Below are 22125 nucleotides of genomic sequence, written 5' to 3'. Positions count from 1 at the left end.
GGGAAATGTTAACTGCAGCCGGACGGTCAGGCGTCTTCCGCGACCGCCGGGCCGAGGGCCGGGTGCGGGGCGCTGCCCTCGGCTTCGCTCGCGAGATGGTGCAGCCGCTTGAGCAAGTCCTTGAGCTGCCGCCCCTCGGCCTCGCCCAGCAGCGCGATCAGCCCCGCCTCATGGCTCCGCGCCTCGGCCACCACGCGCCGCGCGAGGGCCCTGCCCTCGTCGGTCATCCAGACACGGACCCGGCGGCGGTCGCCCGCGTCGCCCTGACGAATCACCAGCCCGCGGTCCACCATGCGCTCGACCACCCGCGTCAGCCGTGACTGCTCCATCAGCGAGAGCTGCGCGAGGCGGGTGATCATCTGCCCGTCCTGATCGTGCAGGCTGCCCAGCACGCGCCATTCGGGCACCCGCAGCCCGGCCTGCCGGGCCCGGGCGTGAAAGCCCTCGCTCGCGGCGGCGCTCGCCGTGGCCAGCAGGAACAGCAGGTAATCGGGGAGGAACTCCTGCCCGGCGGCGGGCTTGTTCGGGTCAAGGGGAGCAGTCATCCGGCGCCGCCTCCTCGGACAGGTCGTCCTTTCCGCAAGCTGACAGCCCGCGCCTGCCCTGCGCAACTGGAAATATGAAAACGCACCCTTTCCAGCCGGAAGATTGACAGCCCGGTCCATGATAATTCATGCTTCGGGAGGGAGGACGCGCATGACGAAGCTGAACCTGACGGTCGAGGCCGCGGCAGAGGTCGCGCAGGGCGTGCGCCAGCTGGTGCTGCGGGCCGCGGACGGGGCGCCGCTGCCGCCGTTCACCGCGGGCGCGCATCTGCGGATCGACCTGCCTGACGGGCGCAGCAACGCCTATTCGCTGGTCGATGCCGACGGCCGCGCCGGGGCGCCCGACTCCTACACGCTCGCCGTGCTCTACGAGGCCGAGGGCAAGGGCGGCTCGCGCCACATGCACGCGCTCCAGCCCGGCCACCGGGTGACGGCCGAGGGGCCGAAGAACGACTTTCCGCTGGCAGAGCATCCCGGCCGGGCGATCCTCATCGCGGGCGGCATCGGCATCACGCCGATCCTGTCCATGGCCGTGACGCTGGCCGAATCGGGTCGCCCGTACCGCCTCCACTACGCAGCCCGCACCCATGCCGCCGCGGCCTATGCCGAGGCGCTGACGGCGCGGCATGGCGCGGCGCTCGACCTGCATCTCGACGATCAGGCGGGCCGCTTTCTCGACGTGGCGGCGGTGCTGGCGGACAGCGGAGCCGCCGACCACGTCTATGTCTGCGGCCCCAAGCCCATGATCCAAGCGGTCCGCGCCGCCGCCGAGGCGCGTGGCTTCACCTCCGACCGTATCCATTCCGAACTCTTCGAGAACCCGACCGAGCAGGCCGGCGACCAGCCCTTCGAGGTCGAGCTGGCCTCCACCGGCGAGGTCCTGACCGTGCCCCCCGGCCGCACCATCATCGAGGTGCTGGAGGAAGCCGGGCACGACGTCATGTTCGACTGTCAGCGCGGCGATTGCGGCATCTGCCAGACCACCGTGCTGGAGGGGGTGCCCGACCACCGCGACGTGGTCCTCAGCGAGGCCGAGCGCGCGGCCGGCGACGTCATGCAGATCTGCGTCAGCCGCGCGCTGACGCCCCGCCTGAAGCTGGACCTGTAAACCGAAAGGGACGTGACCATGACCGCCATGTCGCTCGCCGAACGGATCGACCCGCTGATGAGGCCCCAAGCCGTGCATCGCGACCTCTACACCTCGCAGGACATCTACCGCCTCGAGATGAGGCACCTGTTCCGCAACACCTGGGTCTATGTCGGCCATGACAGCCAGGTGCCGAACAAGGGCGATTACTACACCACCCAGGTCGGCGATCAGCCGGTCATCATGGTCCGCCATGTCGACAACGAAGTGAAGGTCCTGCACAACCGCTGCCCGCACAAGGGCACCAAGATCGTCATCGACCGCAGCGGCAACACCGGCAAGTTCTTCCGCTGCCCCTATCACGCCTGGTCCTTCAAGACCGACGGCTGCCTGCTCGCGATCCCGCTGAAGAAGGGCTACGAGGGCACCGGCTTCGACCAGTCCGAGGCTGCGGGCGGCATGGCCTCGGTCGGCGCGGTCGAGAACTACCGCGGCTTCGTCTTTGCGCGGCTGGCGGAGGACGGGATCGGCTTCCACGAGTATTTCGGCGGCAGCCTGTCGAGCTTCGACAACATGGTCGACCGCTCGCCCGAGGGGCGGCTCATCGTCTCTGGCCAGCCCTTGCGCTACATGCACAAGTGCAACTGGAAGATGCTGGTCGAGAACCAGACCGACACCTGCCACCCGATGGTCGCGCATGAGTCGAGCGCCGGGACGGCGGTGAAGATCTGGGAGGAGATGGAGAAGCCCGAGGGCGCGCCGAAGCCCCCTGCGATGGAGATCATCGCGCCCTTCATGTCGCCCTACGAGTTCTTCGAGAACATGGGCATCCGCACCTGGCCGAACGGCCACGGCCATACCGGGGTGCATCACTCGATCCATTCCGACTACTCGGCCGTGCCGGGCTATTTCGAGGCGCTGTCCGCGACGCATGGCGAGGAGAGGGCCAAGACGATCCTTGGCGAGAACCGGCACAACACCGTCTATTTTCCGAACATCATGATAAAAGGCCCGATCCAGCAGCTGCGGAACTTCATCCCGCTGGCGGCCGACCGGACGCTGGTCGAGAGCTGGATCTTCCGCCTCGCCGGGGCGCCCGACGAGCTGGTCGCGCGGACGGCGATGTACAACCGCATGATCAACGCGCCCACCTCGATGGTCGGCCATGACGACCTCGAGATGTATGAGCGCGCGCAGGAGGGGATGGCCTCGGACGGCCTCGAATGGGTGAACGTCCAGCGGCTCTACGAGGACGGCGAGAACCTCGAGGAGGAGGCGGTGCTGAACGGCACCACCGAGCGGCAGATGCGCAACCAGTTCCACGCCTGGCGCAAGTTCATGCTGTGGGGCGAGAACCAGAGCGGCGCGGCCGCCATGCAGCGCCCGGAGGCGGCGGAATGAATGACGTGATGACCGCCGAGGCGACCCGCGGAACCGCCGCGCAGGAGATCGCCGATTTCGTCCATGACGAGGCCTGGCTGCTCGACGATGGCCGCTTTACCGAATGGCTGGACCTGTGGACGCCCGAGGGCATCTACTGGATGCCGCTCGACTGGAAGCAGCAGGACGCGGTCCACGAGACCTCGCTGCTGCACGAGGACCAGTTCATGCTGCGCCTGCGGGTCGAGCGGTTGAACGGGGCCCGGACCTTCAGCCAGAAGCCCAAGAGCCGCTGCCACCACGTCCTGAACCGCCCCCGCGTGCTGGAACTGGGCGAGGACCGGGCCAAGGTCGTGACGCAGATGCATTATGTCGAGACGCGGCTCGACGAGCAGTTCTTGCTGGCGGTGACGGTCACGCATGACCTCGTGCGGCAGGACGGCCGCTGGAAGATGGCGCTGAAGCGGGTGGACCTGCTGAACTCCGACGCCGCCTTCGGCAACATCCAGCTTCTGCCGTGAGCGCGGGCGGCTTCACCGCCATCATCACCGGCGGCAACAAGGGCATTGGCGCCGGGATCGCGGCGGCGATGGCGGATCAGGGTTGGCAGGTCGTCTCCATCGCCCGCCGCGCGCCAGAGGATGCGCGGATCGGGCATCTGGAGGCCGACCTGACCGACCCCGCAGCGGTGGCGGAGGCGGCGGCGGCGCTGACGGCGCGGGGCGACGTGACGCATATCGTGCACAACGCCGGGATGATCCTGCCGAACCTGATCGAAGACGCCCGGCCCGAGGACCTCGCCACGCTGACGCAGCTTCACCTCGCAGCGCCCCTGGTGCTAACGCAGGCTGTCCTGCCGGCGATGAAGGCGCGCGGCTTCGGGCGCGTCCTCTTCAACTCCTCCCGCGCGGCGCTCGGCGCGAAGACCCGCACCGCCTACAGCGCCACCAAGGCGGGGATCGCGGGCATGGCGCGGACCTGGGCGCTCGAGCTCGCGCCGCACGGCATCACGGTCAACGTGATCGCGCCGGGGCCGGTCCTGACCGACAATTTCTGGGGCATCGTGCCGAAGGACAGCCCGCAGCAGGAGGACCTCGCGTCTCGGCTGCCGGTCGGCCGACTCGGCACGGTCGAGGACATCACCCGCGCCTTCATGTTCTTCGCCGATCCCGGCGCGGGATTCGTGACGGGCCAGACCCTATACATCTGCGGTGGGGCGAGTATCGGCGCGGTGCCGATCTGAAGCGCGAAAATCGTGGAATCCGCCCCGCCGCTGCGTAAGCTGCCGCAGGGGACGGAGGATCGGATGACCGACGAGAGCGTGCTGGCCGTCGGCGGCCTCGAGATCGAGGCCGCGCCGCAGCGGGCGGAAGGCTGGATGCGCCCGGTCGAGTTGCTGGCGGCGGGCCTCTTCCTCGTGATGATGGTCACGATCCTCGCCAACGTCTTCTTCCGCTATGTGCTGACCAAGCCGCTGATCTGGGGCGACGAGGTCGCCTCCATCAGCTTCATCTGGATGGCAATGCTGGGCGCGGCCCTCGCCGTGGACCGCCACGAGCACCTGCGCTTGACGATCGTGCTGCCGCTGATCCCCGAGCGTCCCCGCGCCTTCCTCGAACTCGTCGGCCGCATTGCGGTGGCGGTGCTGCTGCTGCGCCTGCTGCCGGTCGCGGTCTCCTACGCCTGGGAGGAGAGCTACGTCACCTCCGCTGCGCTCGGGCTGCCGATGACCGTCCGCGCCGCCGCGCTGCCGGTCGGCATCGCGCTGATGGCGCTGCTGACGCTGCTCTCCATCCTGCGCGACGGCGACCGGAAGATGCTTGTCCCGGCGGGGCTGACGGTCGCGGCAGGCATCGGCCTCCCCTGGCTCGGCCAGCCCCTCTTCGCCTCGCTCGGCCTCTGGAACCTGCCGATCTTCCTCGTCCTGCTGGTCGCGGCCTTCCTCGCCGTGGGCGTACCCATCGCCTTCTGCTTCGGCCTCGGCACGCTCAGCTACCTGACACTGGCCACGACCGCGCCGGTCTTCGTGATGATCGGCCGCATCGACGAGGGCATGTCGTCGCTGATCTTGCTCTCCGTTCCGATCTTCGTGCTGCTCGGCGTGATCCTCGACGAGACCGGCATGGGCCGTGCCATTGTCGGCTTCCTCGGCTCGCTGCTCGGGCATGTGAAGGCGGGGATGAGCTATGTGCTGCTCGGCTCGCTGTTCCTCGTCTCCGGCATTTCCGGTTCCAAGGTCTCGGACATGGCGACCGTCGCCCCGGCGCTGTTCCCCGAGATGAAGCGGCGTGGCCATTCCACGCCCGAGATGACGGCGCTGCTCGCCACGGGCGCCGCGATGGCCGACACGGTGCCGCCATCGATCGTGCTGATCGTGCTCGGCTCGGTCGCGGGCGTGTCCATCGCGGGGCTGTTCACCTCGGGCTTCGCCATCGCCATCGTGCTGCTGGTCTCGCTCGCGGCCCTCGCCCGCTGGAAGGCGCGGCGCGAGGACATGCGCGGCGTGCGCCGCGCCACTTGGGGCGACGTGCTGCGCGCGGCGGTGATCGCCACCCCGGCGCTGGTCCTGCCCTTCATGATCCGCGGCCTCGTCGGCGGCGGCGTCGCCACCGCGACCGAGGTCTCGGCCATCGCGGTCGTCTATGCCTTCGTGATCGGCGTGATCCTCTACGGCGGCATCCCGCCGCGGCGGCTGATGCCGATGCTGGTCGCCACCGCCGCCATGTCGGGAGCGATCCTGCTGATCCTCGGCTTCGCCTCCGCCATGGCCTGGGCGCTGACGCAGTCGGGCTTCGCGCGCGAGCTGATGACCCTCGTCAGCTCCATGCCGGGCGGCTGGCTGGGGTTCATGGGCGTCTCGATCCTGATCTTCCTGATCCTCGGCTGCATCCTCGAGGGGCTGCCCGCGATCGTGCTGCTGGCGCCGATCATGTTCCCGCTGGCGAGGAACCTCGGCATCCACGACGTCCATTACGCGATGGTCGTCGTCACCGCGATGAACATCGGCCTCATGGCGCCGCCGATCGGCATCGGCTTCTACATCGCCTGCAAGATCGGCGGCGCCGAGCCCGACGCCGTCATGGGCCGCATCTGGCCCTATATCGCCGCCCTTCTCGTCGGCCTCGCGGTGATCGCCGCGGTGCCCGCCATCTCGACCGCACTGCTCTAAGGAGGAAACCAGAGCCATGATCCTGAACCGCCGCACGATCCTGATGGGGGCCGCCGCCGGCGCCCTCGCCGCGCCCTTCATCCGTCCGGGTGCCGCCCGCGCGGCCGAGTTCACGATGAAGCTGGCCAACAACCAGCCGATGACGCATCCGACCAACATTCGCGCGGCCGAGGCGGTGGCGGCCATCGCCGAGGAATCGGGCGGAAGGGTAGATGTGCAGGTGTTCCCCTCGAACCAACTGGGCGCCGATACGGACGTGCTGAGCCAGCTTCGCGCGGGCGGCGTGGAGTTCTTCCTGCTCTCGCCGATCATTCTTTCGACCCTGGTCCCGAACGCCTCGATCAACGGCGTGGGCTTCGCCTTCCCCGACTACGATACCGTCTGGAGCGCGATGGACGGCGATCTGGGCGCCTACGAGCGCAGCGAGATCGAGAAGGCCGGCCTCGTGGTGATGGACAGGATCTGGGACAACGGCTTCCGCCAGACGACCTCCTCGACCCGGCCGATCGTGACGCCGGAGGATTTCGAGGGCTTCAAGATCCGCGTGCCCGTCTCGCCCCTCTGGACCTCGATGTTCACCGCCTTCGGCGCGGCCCCCACCTCGATCAACTTCGCCGAGGTCTATTCGGCGCTGCAGACCGGCGTCGTGGACGGGCAGGAGAACCCACTGGCGATCATGCAGACCGCGAAGCTGTGGGAGGTGCAGGAGTTCGCCTCGATGACCAACCACATGTGGGACGGCTTCTGGCTGCTCGGCAACCGCCGCGCATGGCAGGCGCTGCCCGAGGACCTGCAGGAGATCGTCGCGAAGCATTTCAACGAGGCCGGCATGAACCAGCGGGCCGACGTCATGGCGATGAACCAGACGCTGCGGGACGACCTTGAGGCCGAGGGCTTTGTCTTCAACGAGGTCGATCCCGTGCCCTTCGAGCAGAAGCTGCGCGACGTGGGCTTCTATGCCGAGTGGAAGAAGAACTATGGCGACGAGGCCTGGGCGATCCTCGAGGCCGCTGTGGGCCGTCCGCTCGCCTGATGCCCGACGGGGCCGCGGTGACGCCGCGGCCCCCCATTCAAGGAGAGAAGCCATGACCGAGCCCCTGATCGTCGGCTGGGCGCATACCCGCTTCGGCAAGTCCGAAGCGCCCGACACCATGGCGCTGATGGCCGAGGTCGCCACCCCGGCGCTCGACCATTCGGGCCTGGCTGCGGGCGACGTGGACGGCATCTTCGTCGGCGTCTGGAACAACGGCTTCGCGCGTCAGGATTTTCAGGGCGCATTAGTGGCGATGGGGACGCCGGAGCTTACGGGCGTGCCCTTCATGCGGACTGAGAACGCCTGCGCCACCGGCTCGGCCGCGCTCTACGCGGCCGCCGACTTCATCGCTTCGGGCCGCGGCAAGGTCGCGCTCGTGATCGGGGCCGAGAAGATGACCGCGACCCCGGTGGCCGAGGTCGGCGACATCCTTCTGGCCGCCAGCTACGTCCCCGAGGAGGCGGGCGAGGGCGGCTTCGCGGGCGTCTTCGGCCAGATCGCCAACACCTATTTCCAGCGATACGGCGACCGCTCCGAGGAGCTCGCCATGATCGCCGCCAAGAACCACGCGAACGGCACCCGCAACCCCTACGCCCACATGCAGAAGGATTTCTCGGTCGAGTTCTGCAACACGCCCTCCGACAAGAACCCCCGCGTGGCCGGGCCGCTCAGGCGCACCGACTGCTCGCTGATCTCGGACGGCGCGGCGGCGATCGTGCTGGCCGATGCGGAGACCGCCGCTGGCCTCGCCCGCGCGATCCGCTTCCGCGCCCGGGCGCAGGCGGGGGACATGCTGGCGCTATCCCGCCGCGACCCGATCGCCTTCGAGGGCGCGCACCGCGCCTGGGCCGATGCGCTCTCGCAGGCGGGGGTCGGCATCATGGACCTCGACCTCGTGGAGACCCACGACTGCTTCACCATCGCCGAGATGATCGAATACGAGGCGATGGGCCTCGCCGCCCCCGGCGAGGGCTGGAAGGTCGTGCGCGAGGGCACCACGCGCATGGACGGCCAGCTGCCGGTGAACCCCTCGGGCGGGCTGAAGTCGCGCGGCCACCCGATCGGCGCGACCGGCGTCAGCCAGCACGTCATGGCGGCGATGCAGCTTGCGGGCGAGGCGGGCGCGATGCAGGTGCCGGACGCGAAGCTCGCGGGCGTGTTCAACATGGGCGGGGCGGCGGTGGCCAACTACTGCTCGATCCTCGAGCGCGTGAAATGACGCCGGTCTCCACGCGGGTGATGAACCTTGCCACGTTCCTCACGCAGTCCGCCCGCCGGCTGCCGGACGACATCGCCCTCGTCATGGGCGAGCGTCGCTGGACCTGGGCCGAGTTCGAGGCCCGCACCGACGCCCTCGCCGCGGCCTTGCAGGAGCGGTTCGGGCTCACGAAAGGCGACCGCGTCCTCTGCCAGTCGCAGAACTGCATGGAGATGATGCAGGCGATGTTCGCCGTCTGGCGCGCGGGCGGCGTCTGGGTGCCCGCGAACTTCCGCCAGACGCCGGAGGAGGTGGCCTATCAGGCCGAGGCCTCCGGCGCGCGCGGCATGGTCTGCAACGCCGCCTTCCCCGACCACGCCGCCGCCTGCCCGGGCGTCGAGTTCACCCTGTCCTTCGGCGAATCCGCCTTCGGCCCATCCGTCGAGGCCCTGACCGACGACTTCATGGGCCGCCGCCCGGAGGTCGCGGCGGTGGACCGCGACGATCCCTGCTGGTTCTTCTTCACCTCCGGCACCACCGGGCGGCCCAAGGCCTCGGTCCTGACGCATGGGCAGATGGCCTTCGTGGTGACGAACCACCTCGCCGACCTGATGCCTGGCCTGACGCCCGAGGACGCCTCGCTGGTCGTGGCGCCGCTCTCGCATGGCGCGGGGGTGCATCAGCTCACGCAGGTGGCGCGCGGCGTGAAGACAGTGCTGATGCCGTCCGACAAGTTCGACGTGGAGACCGTGTGGCGGCTGGTCGAGGAATGGCGCGTCTCGACCATGTTCACGGTGCCGACGATCCTGAAACTGCTGGTCGAGCATCCCTCGGCTGCGCGCGCTGACACCTCCTCGCTGCGCTACGTGATCTACGCGGGCTCGCCCATGTATCGCGAGGACCAGAAGCGCGCGCTTGCCACGCTCGGCCCGGTGCTGGTCCAGTATTTCGGCCTCGGCGAAGTGACCGGCAACATCACCGTCCTGCCGCCGTGGCTGCACGAACCCGAGGACGGCGAGCGCGCCCGCATCGGCACCTGCGGCTATCCCCGCACCGGCGTCGAGGTCCAGATCCAGGACGACACCGGCCGCGAACTCGCCCCCGGCGAAACCGGCGAGATCTGCGTCATCGGCGCCGCCGTCTTCGCCGGCTACTGGCAGAACCCGGACGCCAACGCCAAGAGCTTCCGCGACGGCTGGTTCCGCACCGGCGACCTCGGCCACATGGACGCGGAGGGTTTCGTCTACATCACGGGGCGGCAGTCGGACATGTTCATCTCTGGCGGCTCCAACGTCTATCCGCGCGAGATCGAGGAGAAGATCCTCACGCACCCGGACGTGGCCGAGGTCGCGGTACTGGGCATGCCCGACCGTATCTGGGGCGAGGTCGGCTGGGCGGTCTGCGTGCCCCGCCACGGCGCGCGGCTGGACGAGGCGGCCATAGCCGCGTTCCTCGACGGCAAGCTGTCGCGCTACAAGCTGCCGCGGCGGTTCCTCATCTGGGAGGGGCTGCCGAAATCGGCCTATGGCAAGATCACCAAGAAGATGATCCGCGACGAGATCATGGCTCGCGGGCTTGCAGAGGACGCATGAGCGGGTTGAGGATGATCCATCCGGGGCCGCGCGCGGCCGAGCGGGTGCAGGCGCGGCGGACGCGGCTCGTGCCGGTGGCGGGCACGCTGCCGGCCCGACGGACGGTGATGGAGGGGGTGGCGGCGCTGTTCGAGGCCGCCGGTTGCAAGGGCGGCATGGTGTCGCTCGACCGGGTCGGCTGCGCGCCGCTGCGCTATGTGCTGCCCGCGCATGCGACCGACGGGGTGCATGGCGCGTGGTATAGCGAGACGCACGAACTCGGCCGCGCTACGATCCTCCGCGCTACGGCCGTCGTGGGCCAGAAGGAGGGCGCGAGTTTCCTGCATTGCCACGGCATCTGGCAGGGGCGCGGCGAGGTGCGCATGGGCCACCTGCTGCCGCTCGATTCCGTGCTGACCGAGGATGCACCCGTCACGGGTCTTGGCGCGCGAGACGCATGGTTCGAGGCCCTGCCGGACGAGGAAACCGCCTTCACCCTCTTTCAGCCGCAGGGCGGCGCGCCTGCCTCCGGTCTGATCGCCCGCATCCTGCCCGGCGAGGACGTGACCGCGGGCATCGAAACCCTGTGCGCCGCCCACGGCATCTTCGACGCCCGCATCCACGGCGTCGGCTCCATCGACCACATCCGCTTTGCGGACGGCAGCCGCATGGACTGCCACGCGACCGAACTCATGTTCCGCGACGCCCGCGTGACCGGCGGCCGCGCGCATCTGCCAATCGAGGTCGTGGACATCGACGGCCGCATCGCCGCAGGCATCCTCGCGCGCGGCGGCAATCCGGTCGGCGTCACCCTCGAACTCCTGATCGAACCCGTAGAGGCCCCATGACCAAGACCGCCCTCGTCACCGGCGCCGCGCGCGGCATCGGCCTCGCCGCGACCGACATCTTCCTTGAACGCGGCTGGCAGGTCGTGATGGTGGACCGCGACGGCGACGAACTGGGCCTCGCCTCGGGCGAGCGGCAGAGCGTGCTGCCGGTGGTCGCGGATGTCTCCATCCCCGAGCAGGTGGAGCGCATGGTGGCCGAGGCGACCACCCGCTTCGGCCGCATCGACGCGCTCGTGAACAATGCGGGCGTGGCGCTGTTTTCGCGGGTCGGGCAGACCGCGTTCGAGCAGTGGCGCGAGGTGATGGAGACGAATCTCGACGGCGTGTTCCTCTGCACCCAGGCGCTGATCCCGGCGCTGAGCGAGACCAAGGGCGCGATCGTCAACATCGCCTCGATCTCGGGGCTGCGGGCCTCGACGCTGCGGGTGGCCTACGGCACCTCCAAGGCCGCCGTGATCCACCTGACCAAGCAGCACGCGGTCGAACTGGGCGAGCACGGCATTCGCGTGAACTGCGTCGCCCCCGGCCCGGTCCGCACCAAGCTCGCGATGGCGGTCCACGCGCCCGAGATCATAGCCGCTTATTACGACGCGATCCCGCTCAACCGCTACGGCGAGGCGCGCGAGATCGCCGAGGCGATCGTGTTCCTGTGCTCGGAGGCGGCAAGCTTTATCACCGGCCAGACGCTGGCTGTGGACGGCGGCTTCGAGGCCGCGGGCGTTGGCCTCCCCGCGCTGCGCCGCGAGGCGGACGCGTAGTCAGCGCAGGATCACCGGGGGTTCATAGACCCGGACGTCCGGCGCGGCACCCTCAAAGCGCGCCACATCCACCAGACAACTGTTCGGCCCCGGCGCCTGCGATAGCCGCGAGGTGGCGCGGTCGGGGGTCAGCGTGTTCGGGTTGCCGTTGCGGTCGATCCCGCCGATTGCCTCCGGACCTTCCGGGTCGAACCACGGCCCGGTGGTCATCTGCACCACGCCGGGCCGCAGCGCATCCGAGAGCCGGGCCGAGGCGAGCGCCGTGCCACGCTCGTTGAACACCCGCACCAGATCGCCCTCGGCGATCCCCCGCGCGGCGGCATCGTCGGGATGCAGCCGCACCGGCGGCCGCCCGCCGGGCCGGTCGGCGCGCGCATGCCGCCCGTGGTCCCACTGCGCGTGCAGCGTCCGCGTGGGCTGGTTCGAGAGCAGGTGCAGCGGGAAACGCGCGGCCAAGGGGGCGCCGAGCCATTCCTCCGGCTCCAGCCAGACCGGATGGCCGCGGCAGTCGTCATAGCCGAAGCTTGCGATCCGCTCCGAGGCAAGCTCGATCAGGCCCGAGGGGGTGCCGAGCGGATGCGCCTCCGGGTCGGCGCGGAACCCGGCCAGCAGCGACGGGTCGTCGGCCTCCGGCACGGTCAGTTCCACAAGCCCCTCGCCGGTCCAGAACGCGTCGAACTCCGGCAGCGACTGGCCGATGGCCGCGACCCGCGCCCGCGCCTCGTCGTAGAGGCGCCGCACCCAGGCGGCCTCGTCCAGCCCCTCGCTGAAGCCCGGCTCCGCGCCGAGTCGCACGGCGAGGCCGCGGAAGATGTCGAAATCGTCGCGCACCCCTTCCGGCGCATCGAAGAGCTTGTGCGAGGCGGCGATGAAGGACTCGCGGCCGGAGGCGGCGATGTCGTTGCGCTCGAGGAAGGTCGAGGCGGGCAGCACGATGTCGGCGTGGCGCGCACTCGCGGTCCACCAGCTGTCCTGCACGATCACGCATTCGGGCCGCGACCACGCCTGCCGCAGCCGGTGCAGGTCCTGGTGGTGGTGGAAGGGGTTGCCGCCGCACCAGTAGACGAGGCGGATGTCGGGATAGGCCCGCCGCTCGCCGTCGTAGTCATAGGGCTCGCCGGGATGCAGCAGCATGTCGGCGATCCGCGCCACCGGGATGAAGTCCGCGACGAGGTTCCGCCCCTGCGGCAGCGAGGGCCAGCGGAGCTGCGGCCGCGGCTGGCCGATGCCGCCCGACGACATGTAGCCGAAGCCGAAGCCCTGCCCCGGCAGCCCGATCCCGCCCAGCATCGCGGCGAGCGCCACGGCCATCCAGTAGGGCTGCTCACCATGCCGCGCGCGTTGCAGCGACCAGGCGGCGGTGATGAAGGTCCGCGAGGATGCCATCTCGCGCGCGAGATCGCGGATGCGGGCGGCGGGGATGCCGGTGAGCGGCTCGGCCCATTCGGGGCTGCGCGGCTCGTCGCCGCCCATGATGTAGGCCTCGAGCCGGTCGAAGCCGGTCGTGCAGCGCGCAAGGAAGGCGCGGTCCACCCGCCCCTCAGCGATCAGCACATGCGCGAGCGCCAGCATCAGCGCCGTGTCGCTGCCGGGCCGGATCGCCAGCCACTCGGCTCCGAGCGCCTCGCCCATGTCGTCGCGGATCGGCGATATGTTCACGAACCGCCCGCCCGCCGCGCGGATGCCCGCGAGCGCCGGAGCCGCCTCGTGCCGCGCCATGCCACCGGAACTCACCTGCGCGTTCCGTTCCGGCAACCCGCCGAAGCAGAGGACCAGTTCCGCCTCGCCCGCGATCAGTCGCCAGGGCGTGTGATGCGTGGCGAGGCCGTCCGACGAGCCGATCACATGCGGCAGGATCACGTCGCCCGCCGCGAAGCTGTAGTTCTGGCGCGAGGCGACGTAGCCGCCGATGCAGTTAAGGAAGCGGTGCAGCTGGCTCTGCGCGTGGTGGAAGCGCCCGGCGCTGCCCCAGCCGTAGGAGCCGCCATAGATGGCGCCGTTGCCATGCTCGCGGCGCACCCGGTCCAGTTCCCCGGCCGCGAGGTCGAGTGCGGTGTCCCAACCCACCTCCACGAACGGCTCGGCCCCCCGCAAGCCGCCGCGCCGCCCTTCGAGGAACGACTGCCGCACCGCCGGGGCCGTGATGCGCGCGGGCGCGAGGCGGTCGGCGATCAAATCCAACCCGATAGCCGAGGGGGCGACGTCGCCGTCGAACGGCCGCACCCCCACGGCCCGGCCTTCCTCCATCACCGCCCGGTAGAGGCCCCAATGCGTCACCACCTGCGGATGCCGCGGCGCGGGCAGCGAATCGGCCGCCGCGCGGGCGTCGAGTTGGGCGATGTTCACGGGCAGGCCTCCCTGTCGGACCGCCTCGGCAGCCCTCAGGGGCGCGGCAGGGCGGCGATCACCTTGTCCAGCGTAACCGGAAGATGACGGAACCGCACCCCCGTGGCGTTGGCAATCGCGTTCAGGATCGCGCCCGCGGTGCCGCAGACCGCCACCTCGCCGATCCCCTTGGCCTGCATGGGGTTGGCCCAGGCGTCGCGGTCCTCCAGGAACTCGATCTCGATCTTCGGCACGTCGAGATTGGCGGGGATCTTGTACTCGGCGAGGTCGCGGTTGACGAAGCTGCCGTCGCGCCGGTCGTAATGCGATTCCTCGGTCAGGGCCGAGCCGATCCCGAAGACCATGCCGCCGATGCATTGCGAGCGCGCGGTCTTGGGGTTCAGCACCCGCCCGGCGGCAAAGACGGCCGCCATGCGCCGCACCTGCACCTCGCCGGTGACCGCGCTGACCGCGACCTCCGCGAACTGCGCCCCCCAGCTTGCCTGACGCACCGACCTGGCGTTGCTGCCGGGCTTGATCGTGCCCTTGCCCTCGATGGCCTCGCCGCCGAGCAGGTCGGGCAGGCTGCGCCGCGTGTTGCCGGCGATGGCGTGGCCGTCCTTCAGTGTCAGCTCGCCGGGGTCGGCGCCCATGCGTTTCGCCAGCTCCTCGCGCACCGCCTGCGCGGCGAGCGTCACCGAACTGCCCGAGGATGCCGCGCCGAAGGAGCCGCCCGAGCCGGCCGCGGGCGGCAGGTCGCTGTCGCCCAGCACCGTGGTCACGCGGTCGGCAGGCAGGCCGAGCGCCTCCGCCGCGATCTGCGTCAGGATCGAGTAGCTGCCGGTGCCGATGTCGGTCATGTCGGTCTCGACCCGGGCGCTGCCGTCGGGCAGCAGCACGACCCTGGCCTCGCTCTCCTGCAGCATGTTGACGCGCACCGCGGTCGCCATGCCCATGCCGATGAGCCACTCGCCCTCGCGCCGCGTGCCCGCGGGCTTGCGCTCGGACCAGCCGAAAAGCTCGGCGCCCCGGCGCAGGCAGTCGGCCAGGCGGTTGGAGCTGTAGGGGATCTCCTTCGAGGGGTCCTCCTCGGGGATGTTCCGCAACCGGAACTCGATGGGGTCGATCCCCGCCATCTCGGCCAGCTCGTCGATCGCGGCCTCCGTCACCGGCACCCCGATCGCCTCGCCCGGCGCCCGCATGGAGCCCGCGCAGGTGATGTTCAGCCGGCCGACATGGTGGGCGATCTCGCGGTTCTCGCCGCGATAGGTGAAGGGGGTGGACTGGGTGACGGGCTCCGAAAAGGTCTCGCCGGGAAGGTTCGAGACCCAGACCTCGTGTCCAACCCCGGTCAGCACCCCGTCCCTGTCGCAGCAGAGGCGCACGCGCTGCCGGCTCTCGCTGCGCCGCGTGGTCGTCTCGCAGACCTGACGGCGGTGCAGCGGCACGGCGACGGGTCGGCCCAGCTTTCGCGCCGCGATGGCGGCCGCCACCGACTCGTGGCTGATCCCCAGCTTGCTGCCGAAGCCGCCACCAACGAAGGGTGCGAGGATGCGGACCATCGCCGGGCTGATGCCGAGCGAATCCGCCAGTTCCTTGACATTGTGCTTGAGCATCTGCTGGCTGGCGCGGACCGTCAGCTTGCCGTCCTCCCACCAGGCCACCGCGCTGTGCGGCTCCATCGCCACATGGCTCATCGAGGGCGTGGTCCACTCGCCGTCGAGCCGGTGCGCGGCCGCCGTCATGGCGGCGTCGAGGTCGCCCATGGAGGACTGCTTGGCCTTCGGCGTCTCGAACTCGGCATCTTCAGGGCAGATCACCGCCTTGCCGCCGCGGTCGAGATAGTCGGCCTTCGCCGCCAGCCCGGCGTGGCGGGCCTGCTCGAAGCTCTCGGCCACCACGAGCGCGATCGGCTGGCCCTTGTAGGCGACCTCGCCCTTGAACTGAACCGGCGCGCGGCCCGCCTGCCCCTGCGCGGGGTTCCTCAGCAGCCGGTCGTCGCGGAGGACCAGCAGCACGCCGGGCATGGCGCGCAGTTCGTCGGTGTTCAGCCCGGTGACGAAGCCGCGCGTGACGGTGGCCCGCACCAGCCAGCCGAAGACGGTGCCCGGCGGGTGGTCCTCGTCGGCATAGGTCGCGGTGCCCGTGACCTTCTGCGGCCCGTCCGGGCGGTCCATCGCGGTCGAGAGGACGCCCTGCGCGGTGCCGCCGAAGAAATCGGTGTCCTCGCGGCTGTCCATCTTCTGCTGGCGCTCGACCTGCACGGTATCGCTCATGCCGCGTCCCCCGTCGCATCAGTGAGCGTCGCGACCAGCGTGCGGCGCAGAAGCTCGATCTTGAAGTCGTTGTCGCCCTGCCCTCGCGCGCCTTCCAGCACCGCGTCGGCAGCGCGGTCGAAGAGCGCCGCGTGGGGCGCGTGCCCCTCGAGCAGCGCCTCGGCCTCCGGCACCCGCCAGGGCTTGTGCGCCACCCCGCCGAAGGCGAGGCGGACACGGGTCATCCGCCCACCCTCCATCGTCACGGCCAGCGCGACCGACACTAGCGCGAAGGCGTAGGAGCGGCGGTCGCGCACCTTGCGATAGACCTGCCGCCCGCCGAGCGGCGCGGGCAGGCGCACGCCGGTGATGAACTCGCCGGGCCGCAGATCGTTGTCGCGGGAGGGGTCGTCGCCGGGCAGGCGGTGGAAGCCGGCCGCCGGGATCTCGCGCGCGCCGCCCTGCCCCTCGACCTCCACCACGGCGTCCAGCGCGGTCAGCGCCACAGCCATGTCGCCGGGATAGGTGGCGATGCAGGCCTCCGACGCGCCGAGGATCGCGTGGCTGCGGGTGAAGCCGCCGATGGCGTCGCAGCCCTGACCCGGCTCGCGCTTGTTGCAGCGCGCATGGATGTCGTAGAAATACGGGCACCGCGTGCGCTGCATCAGGTTGCCGCCGGTGGTGGCGCGGTTGCGGATCTGCCCCGAGGCGCCCGCAAGGATCGCCCGCGACAGCAGCGGCCAGTCGCGCCGCACCGCCTCATGAGCGGCGAGGTCCGAGTTGCGGACGAGCGCGCCGATCCGCAGCCCCTCGCCCTCGCGCCTGACCTCGTCAAGCCCGACATGGTTGACGTCGATCAGCCGTGCGGGCGTCTCGACCTCGTGCTTCATCAGATCGAGCAGGTTCGTGCCCCCCGCGATCACGCGCAGGCCGGGGTCCATCGCCTCGGCCGCGCCGGAGGCCCGCTGGAAGTCGAAGGGCCTCATGCCGGCCCCTCCTGCTCGGCCACCTCGCGGATCGCCTCCACGATGTTGGGATAGGCCGCACAGCGGCAGAGATTGCCCGACATCCGCTCGCGGATCTCGTCGTCGCTGAGCGCGACCGCGTCCAGATCGCCGCTGACCTGGCTCGGCCAGCCGGCAGCGAGTTCCTTCAGCATGGCGGTGGCCGAGACGATCTGCCCCGGCGTGCAGTAGCCGCACTGGAACCCGTCGTGGCGCACGAAGGCCTCTTGCATCGGGGCGAGGTTGTCGGGCGTGCCGATCCCCTCGACGGTCGTCACCTCGTCGCCCTCATGCATCGCGGCAAGGCTGAGACAGCTGTTCATCCGCCGCCCGTTGACAAGCACCGTGCAGGCGCCGCATTGCCCGTGATCACACCCCTTCTTGGTGCCCGTCAGCCCCAGCCGGTAGCGCAGCAGGTCGAGCAGCGTGACCCGCGGATCGGAGAGGTCGAGCGCATGCTCCGTCCCGTTCACCGTCAGTCTCAGCTGCATCTGTCCCCTCCCTTGGCCGCCACAGGGAACAACGCGCACGGCGGGATGTTCCATCGCCGATGATGCTTTCCGCGCCCCTCGCTGCCCCGTGCGTCCCTTGGGTGATCCGTCTGCGGAGGACAGGGTGCGGGCCATGATGCGGGTCGCGGGCGTTCTGCTGGCCGCCGGTCATTCGCGCCGATGGGGCGCGGGCGAGAAGTTGCTGGCGGACTGGCAGGGACGGCCGCTGGTCACATGGGCGGCGGCGGCGCTTGGCGCGGCGCGGGTGGATCACCGTGCAGCGGTGGTCCGCGCGCCCCAAGTGGCGGCGGCCTTGCCGGGGCTTGAGCGTCTCGTCCCCGACGAGCCGGACGAGGGGCAGGCCGCGAGCCTGCGCGCCGCCGTGCGTCACGCGGAGGCCGTCGGTGCGCGGAAGTTGCTGATCCTCCTCGGGGACATGCCGCGCCTGCGGCCGGAAACGCTCGACGCGGTGGTGGCGGCCTGCGGCGCGACACCGGCGGCGGTGCGCCACCCCGATGGGAGACCCGGCGTCCCCGCCTGTTTTCCCGCCACGATGTTTTCAGGGCTGCTGGGGCTGTCAGGCGACCGCGGCGCGGGCGCATTGCTGGCGGAGGCGGCGGTGGTGGAGGTTGCGGCGGAGGAATTGCTCGACATCGACCGCCCTGCGGACCTTCACTCCTCCCCGAACTCCTCCGCCCGGTAGCGCAAGAGCCTGGTCGCCGCCGACCAGTGATCCGCGCCCAGCCCCGCTTTGCGCCGCAGGTCGCGCAGGAAGTCGCGCGGATCGGGCAGGCTCTCCCATACCGCCGGCAAGAAGGTCGCGCGCCGCGCCCCGTCCTCGAGGATCAGCCCGTCGCGGCCCGGCTCGATGGCAGCAAGGGCTTCGGCCTCGGAGCCCACCGCCATCGGCGCGGCGCGGGTGAGGACCGAGATCTTGATCCGCAGCCGGTCCAGCTCCCCCGCCCGGAGCGGCGGGAAGCGCGGATCGTCGAAGGCGGCGCCGAGGGCGGCATCGATCACCGCCCCGACCAGCGGCTCGCGCGCCTCGAGGGTTCCGATGCAGCCGCGCAGCGCCCCCGCTTCGGTGAGGGTGACGAAGCAGGCGGCCGTGGTCCGAAGCGGCGCAGGGACCTCCGGCACAGCAGAACGCTCGCCTGCCAGCCGCCCCGCGATGGCCGCCCGCGCCGCCGCCAGAAGCCGCGCCCGGTGCGCCGCAGGGAAGCAGTCCGCGTCCAGATCGTAGAACCCCCAGGCCCCGTAGCCCACAACCGCCCCCCGGTCGCCCGACACGTCACCGCTGTTCCCCATGCCCAGCCGCAGCGCGCGGCTCTGCGCGCCCGCGCGGGAGGCCAGCCATCCCGCGACCGCCTGCCATCCGCAGGCATGCTGGCCGTCAAGACCCCCAGCCTCGCCACGCTCGATCAGCGCCGCCGTCTCGGCGTCGATGCGGCGGGCCTCGGCGTCGGTGAGGAAATGGCTGAGGTCGGAGGAGAGGACGAACAGTGTCGCCCCGTCATCGAGCGCGTCGATCGCCTCCGCGACCGTGGCGGGGGTTTCGGCCCCGATCACCAGCGGGACCACCGGCAGGCCGGGCCAGAGCCGGGCGAGGAATGGCAGCTGCGTCTCGATCCCGTGCTCGTCGTCATGGGCGGCATCGAGTTCGCACGCCAGCCCGGCCGAAGCGAGCGCGGCGCAGCCCGCGCGGTCGATCGGCACCTGCCCGAGCGGCGTCACGAAGGCCGGTTGCGACGGAAAGGCCACGCCGCGGAACGCGTGGCGGTGCGAGGGCGACAGCACCACGGCCCGCCCCGGTCGCCGCGGCACCACGCCATGCGACAGCCCCGCGAAGCGCCCCGAATACACATATCCCGCATGCGCGGCGACCACCGCGCGCGGCATCGCCCCGGCGGTCAGGCCCGCGGCCCCCGCCAAACCCTCGTCCACCGCCGCGCCGAGCGCCCCGACCTCGCCCGGAAAGAACGACCCCGCAAATCGCAACCGGCGCGGCATCGCGGTCATGGCATCCTCCTTGCGCGGCGGCCCGCCGCCCCCATATCCCGCATGTAGTCACTGACCGCGCCCCTGCGAGGGCCTGCGCCGATGCAAACCGCCCGCTTCTGGTCCGCCCGGCCTGCCGACGACCGTATCGTCTGCGAGCTTTGCCCCCGCTTCTGCGCCCTCGGCCCCGGCCAGCGCGGCATGTGCTTCGTGCGCCGCCGCGAGGGCGACGGGATCGTCCTCGACACCTGGGGCCGGTCCACCGGCTTCTGCATCGACCCGATCGAGAAGAAGCCGCTCAACCACTTCCTGCCCGGCACCCCGGTCCTCAGCTACGGCACTGCGGGCTGCAATCTCGCCTGCAAGTTCTGCCAGAACCACGAGATCTCGAAGAGCCGCGAGATTGACTCCCTCGCCGTCGAGGCGACGCCCGAGGCGATCGCCGAGGCTGCGGTCCGCGCGGGCTGCGCCTCGGTCGCCTGCACCTACAACGACCCGGTGATCTTCCACGAATACGCCACAGCCACGGCCGAGGCCTGCCGCGCCCGCGGCATCCGCAGCGTGGCGGTCACAGCGGGCTACATCACCCCCGCGCCGCGGGCCGAGTTCTTCGCCGCGATGGACGCCACCAACATCGACCTCAAGGGCTTCTCGGAGGAATTCTACCGCAAGCTGACCGGCTCGCATCTCGCGCCGGTGCTGGAGACCATCGACTACGTCGTGAACCAGACCGACTGCTGGGTGGAACTGACGACGCTGCTGATCCCCGGCTACAACGACGCGGTCGACGAGATCACCCGGATGTGCGAGTGGATCATGGACCGCCTCGGCCCGGACGTGCCGCTGCATTTCTCGGCTTTCCACCCCGACCACCGGATGCCCGACGTGCCCCGCACCCCGCCTGCGACGCTGACCGAGGCACGGCGGATCGCCAAGGCGGTGGGGCTGCGCCACGTCTATACCGGCAACACCCACGACCCCGAGGGCCAGTCGAGTTACTGCCCCGGCTGCGGCGGGGCGGTGATCGGCCGCGACTGGTACCGACTGTCGGACTGGAAGCTGACACCCGAAGGTGCCTGCACCGCCTGCGGCACAAGGCTGCCCGGCGTCTTCGCCGCCGCCCCCGGCACCTGGGGCCCGCGGCGCGAGGTGGTGCGGCCCGAGCCTGTGGCGATCTGACCTCAGCGCCCCTCGCAGCCCGCGGCGCAGGCCCCAAGCGGGGCGGTGAAATCCAACATCGCCGGCCCGAGGTCTTCCGGCCTGGTTGTGCAGGGCTCGGCCTTGATCCTATCATCGCGCCTGCCGCCACGCCGAACGGAGCCTCGCCGCTTCATGCATCACAGCGCCTCTCCCGCGCCCCTCTGCCCGCGAGTGATCCCGCCGCGCGGAGGCCCCCTCAGGCGGGCTGGCCGCGCATGACCGCGCGCACCGTCATCCTGCACTACCACCTGTTCAAGAACGCCGGCACCTCCTTCGACCGGGTCCTGCAGCGGAACTTCGGTCACGGCTGGGTCACGGCCGAGTTCCCGGCCCGCGGCGGCGACAACTCGGCCCTGCTGGCCGAGTGGATCGCGGGGGCGCCGGAGGCGGTCGCCTTCTCCTCGCATTCCGCCCTCGGCCCGGTGCCCCGGATCGACGGCGCGCGCGTGGTGCCGGTGGCCTTCCTGCGCAACCCCATCGCGCGGCTCGTGTCGGTCTACCGCTTCGAGCGGCAGCAGGAGGCCGACAACTGGGGCGCGCAGCTGGCCAAGCGCGGCGATTTCGGCGCCTATGTCCGCGCCCGGCTCGCGCATTCCGGCGACCGGCAGTGCCGTAACTTCCAGACCCTGCGCCTCGCGGCCTTCCTCCCCGGCCCGGAGCCGGAGCTGCATCGGGCCATGCTGGCCGTCGACATGCTGCGCCGCGAGGGCGTCCTCGGCGTGGTCGAGCGCTTCCCCGACGCGGTCGAGCGGCTGCGCCAGCAGATCGCGGGCGAATGGCCCGATTTCACCGTCGCGGCCCCGCGCGAGAACGTGGCCGGGGGTGAGCCGGTCGAGATCGACGACGACCTCGCCCGGCTGCTGGTCGAGAGCAACCTCGATGACCTCGGGCTGATGGAATATGTCAGTCGCGTCCAGCCGCCCCGCGCCTGACGGTCAGCCGACCGCGATCTCCTGCCCGGCCTCGGCAACGACGCCGCTCTCGTCGGTCCAGACCATCCGCAGCGTGCCGGAGGCGCGGGCGGCGAAGGTGAACTCGATATAGGGGTTCTGCGAGATGGCGGTTTCGGGCAGCCACTCCATCAGCAGCCTGTCGTCGAGCGTCGCGGTGAAGCCGGTCAGCAGGTTCGGCGGGATCGGGTCGCCATTCGCATCCATGCGGAAGCCGCTTTCCATGACATGGACGATCTGCGCGCGGACGCGGACGATCTCGCCCAAGGCGGGCGTGTCGTTGCTGATCCAGATGCGGGGGGGACGGGCCATG

At 70.6% G+C, this 22125-nt stretch carries 20 protein-coding genes; 13 read left to right on the top strand and 7 right to left on the bottom strand.

Annotated elements, in window-relative coordinates:
- Positions 1-26 precede the first annotated feature (26 nt).
- Positions 27-545, bottom strand: coding sequence for a MarR family winged helix-turn-helix transcriptional regulator (locus GI374_RS00775; RefSeq protein WP_154335110.1), 519 nt, complete (start codon positions 543-545; stop codon positions 27-29).
- Positions 546-696: 151 nt separating this feature from the next.
- On the opposite strand from GI374_RS00775, the gene GI374_RS00770 reads away from it, so the two are divergent.
- The 10 genes from GI374_RS00770 (at position 697) to GI374_RS00725 (ending at position 11589) form a co-directional block, all read left to right on the top strand.
- Positions 697-1653, top strand: a complete 957-nt coding sequence (locus GI374_RS00770) for a PDR/VanB family oxidoreductase (RefSeq protein WP_154335109.1) — start codon at positions 697-699, stop codon at positions 1651-1653.
- A gap of 18 nt (positions 1654-1671) precedes the next feature.
- Positions 1672-3033, top strand: a complete 1362-nt coding sequence (locus tag GI374_RS00765; RefSeq protein ID WP_154335108.1) for an aromatic ring-hydroxylating dioxygenase subunit alpha — start codon at positions 1672-1674, stop codon at positions 3031-3033.
- A complete protein-coding gene (locus GI374_RS00760; RefSeq protein WP_229582425.1) occupies positions 3030-3533 on the top strand; it encodes an aromatic-ring-hydroxylating dioxygenase subunit beta in 504 nt (167 codons plus the stop codon). The genes GI374_RS00765 and GI374_RS00760 overlap by 4 nt, the downstream gene beginning before the upstream one ends.
- Positions 3530-4255: an SDR family oxidoreductase gene (locus GI374_RS00755; protein WP_370515073.1), complete on the top strand. Its 726-nt coding sequence runs from the start codon at positions 3530-3532 to the stop codon at positions 4253-4255. Before GI374_RS00760 ends, GI374_RS00755 begins: the two co-directional genes overlap by 4 nt.
- 63 nt (positions 4256-4318) lie before the next feature.
- A complete protein-coding gene (locus GI374_RS00750; protein WP_154335106.1) occupies positions 4319-6181 on the top strand; it encodes a TRAP transporter large permease subunit in 1863 nt (620 codons plus the stop codon).
- Positions 6182-6197: 16 nt separating this feature from the next.
- Positions 6198-7214, top strand: coding sequence for a TRAP transporter substrate-binding protein (locus tag GI374_RS00745; RefSeq protein ID WP_154335105.1), 1017 nt, complete (start codon positions 6198-6200; stop codon positions 7212-7214).
- A gap of 52 nt (positions 7215-7266) precedes the next feature.
- Positions 7267-8433, top strand: coding sequence for an acetyl-CoA acetyltransferase (locus tag GI374_RS00740; RefSeq protein WP_154335104.1), 1167 nt, complete (start codon positions 7267-7269; stop codon positions 8431-8433).
- Positions 8430-10004, top strand: coding sequence for an acyl-CoA synthetase (locus tag GI374_RS00735; RefSeq protein WP_154335103.1), 1575 nt, complete (start codon positions 8430-8432; stop codon positions 10002-10004). Before GI374_RS00740 ends, GI374_RS00735 begins: the two co-directional genes overlap by 4 nt.
- Positions 10001-10831: a PCC domain-containing protein gene (locus GI374_RS00730; RefSeq protein WP_229582423.1), complete on the top strand. Its 831-nt coding sequence runs from the start codon at positions 10001-10003 to the stop codon at positions 10829-10831. The genes GI374_RS00735 and GI374_RS00730 overlap by 4 nt, the downstream gene beginning before the upstream one ends.
- The gene (locus GI374_RS00725; protein ID WP_154335102.1) at positions 10828-11589 is read left to right on the top strand and encodes an SDR family NAD(P)-dependent oxidoreductase; all 762 of its coding nucleotides are present in this window, start codon (positions 10828-10830) and stop codon (positions 11587-11589) included. The genes GI374_RS00730 and GI374_RS00725 overlap by 4 nt, the downstream gene beginning before the upstream one ends.
- Here the strand turns inward: GI374_RS00725 and GI374_RS00720 are convergent, their stop codons facing one another.
- The 4 genes from GI374_RS00720 to GI374_RS00705 are packed head-to-tail and all read right to left on the bottom strand — an operon-like array spanning position 11590 to position 17664.
- Positions 11590-13935: a molybdopterin-dependent oxidoreductase gene (locus GI374_RS00720; protein WP_195759823.1), complete on the bottom strand. Its 2346-nt coding sequence runs from the start codon at positions 13933-13935 to the stop codon at positions 11590-11592.
- 35 nt (positions 13936-13970) lie between these two features.
- The gene (locus GI374_RS00715; protein ID WP_154335564.1) at positions 13971-16154 is read right to left on the bottom strand and encodes a xanthine dehydrogenase family protein molybdopterin-binding subunit; all 2184 of its coding nucleotides are present in this window, start codon (positions 16152-16154) and stop codon (positions 13971-13973) included.
- A gap of 32 nt (positions 16155-16186) precedes the next feature.
- A complete protein-coding gene (locus tag GI374_RS00710) occupies positions 16187-17155 on the bottom strand; it encodes a xanthine dehydrogenase family protein subunit M (RefSeq protein WP_154335101.1) in 969 nt (322 codons plus the stop codon).
- Positions 17152-17664 (bottom strand): 2Fe-2S iron-sulfur cluster-binding protein, encoded by a 513-nt coding sequence (locus GI374_RS00705; protein WP_154335100.1) that lies wholly within the window; start codon positions 17662-17664, stop codon positions 17152-17154. Before GI374_RS00705 ends, GI374_RS00710 begins: the two co-directional genes overlap by 4 nt.
- A 133-nt stretch (positions 17665-17797) precedes the next feature.
- Between GI374_RS00705 and GI374_RS00700 the strand changes: the two genes are divergently transcribed.
- Positions 17798-18367, top strand: coding sequence for an NTP transferase domain-containing protein (locus GI374_RS00700; RefSeq protein WP_154335099.1), 570 nt, complete (start codon positions 17798-17800; stop codon positions 18365-18367).
- Here GI374_RS00700 and amrA read toward each other — a convergent pair.
- Positions 18337-19683, bottom strand: coding sequence for an AmmeMemoRadiSam system protein A (amrA, locus tag GI374_RS00695; RefSeq protein ID WP_154335098.1), 1347 nt, complete (start codon positions 19681-19683; stop codon positions 18337-18339). The two genes, GI374_RS00700 and amrA, sit on opposite strands and share 31 nt — an antisense overlap.
- An 81-nt stretch (positions 19684-19764) precedes the next feature.
- Between amrA and amrS the strand changes: the two genes are divergently transcribed.
- A complete protein-coding gene (amrS, locus tag GI374_RS00690) occupies positions 19765-20841 on the top strand; it encodes an AmmeMemoRadiSam system radical SAM enzyme (protein WP_154335097.1) in 1077 nt (358 codons plus the stop codon).
- 236 nt (positions 20842-21077) lie between these two features.
- Positions 21078-21794, top strand: a complete 717-nt coding sequence (locus GI374_RS00685) for a sulfotransferase family 2 domain-containing protein (protein WP_154335096.1) — start codon at positions 21078-21080, stop codon at positions 21792-21794.
- Between the two features lie 3 nt (positions 21795-21797).
- On the opposite strand, the gene GI374_RS00680 is transcribed toward GI374_RS00685, so the two are convergent.
- Positions 21798-22124 carry a thiosulfate oxidation carrier complex protein SoxZ gene (locus GI374_RS00680; RefSeq protein ID WP_154335095.1) on the bottom strand — a complete coding sequence of 109 codons (327 nt, stop codon included), beginning with the start codon at positions 22122-22124 and terminating at the stop codon, positions 21798-21800.
- Position 22125: the final 1 nt, after the last annotated feature.

The organism is Paracoccus sp. S-4012 (assembly GCF_009674885.1).
Classification (GTDB): Bacteria; Pseudomonadota; Alphaproteobacteria; order Rhodobacterales; family Rhodobacteraceae; genus Paracoccus.
This window is presented reverse-complemented; position numbering and strand designations above follow the sequence as displayed.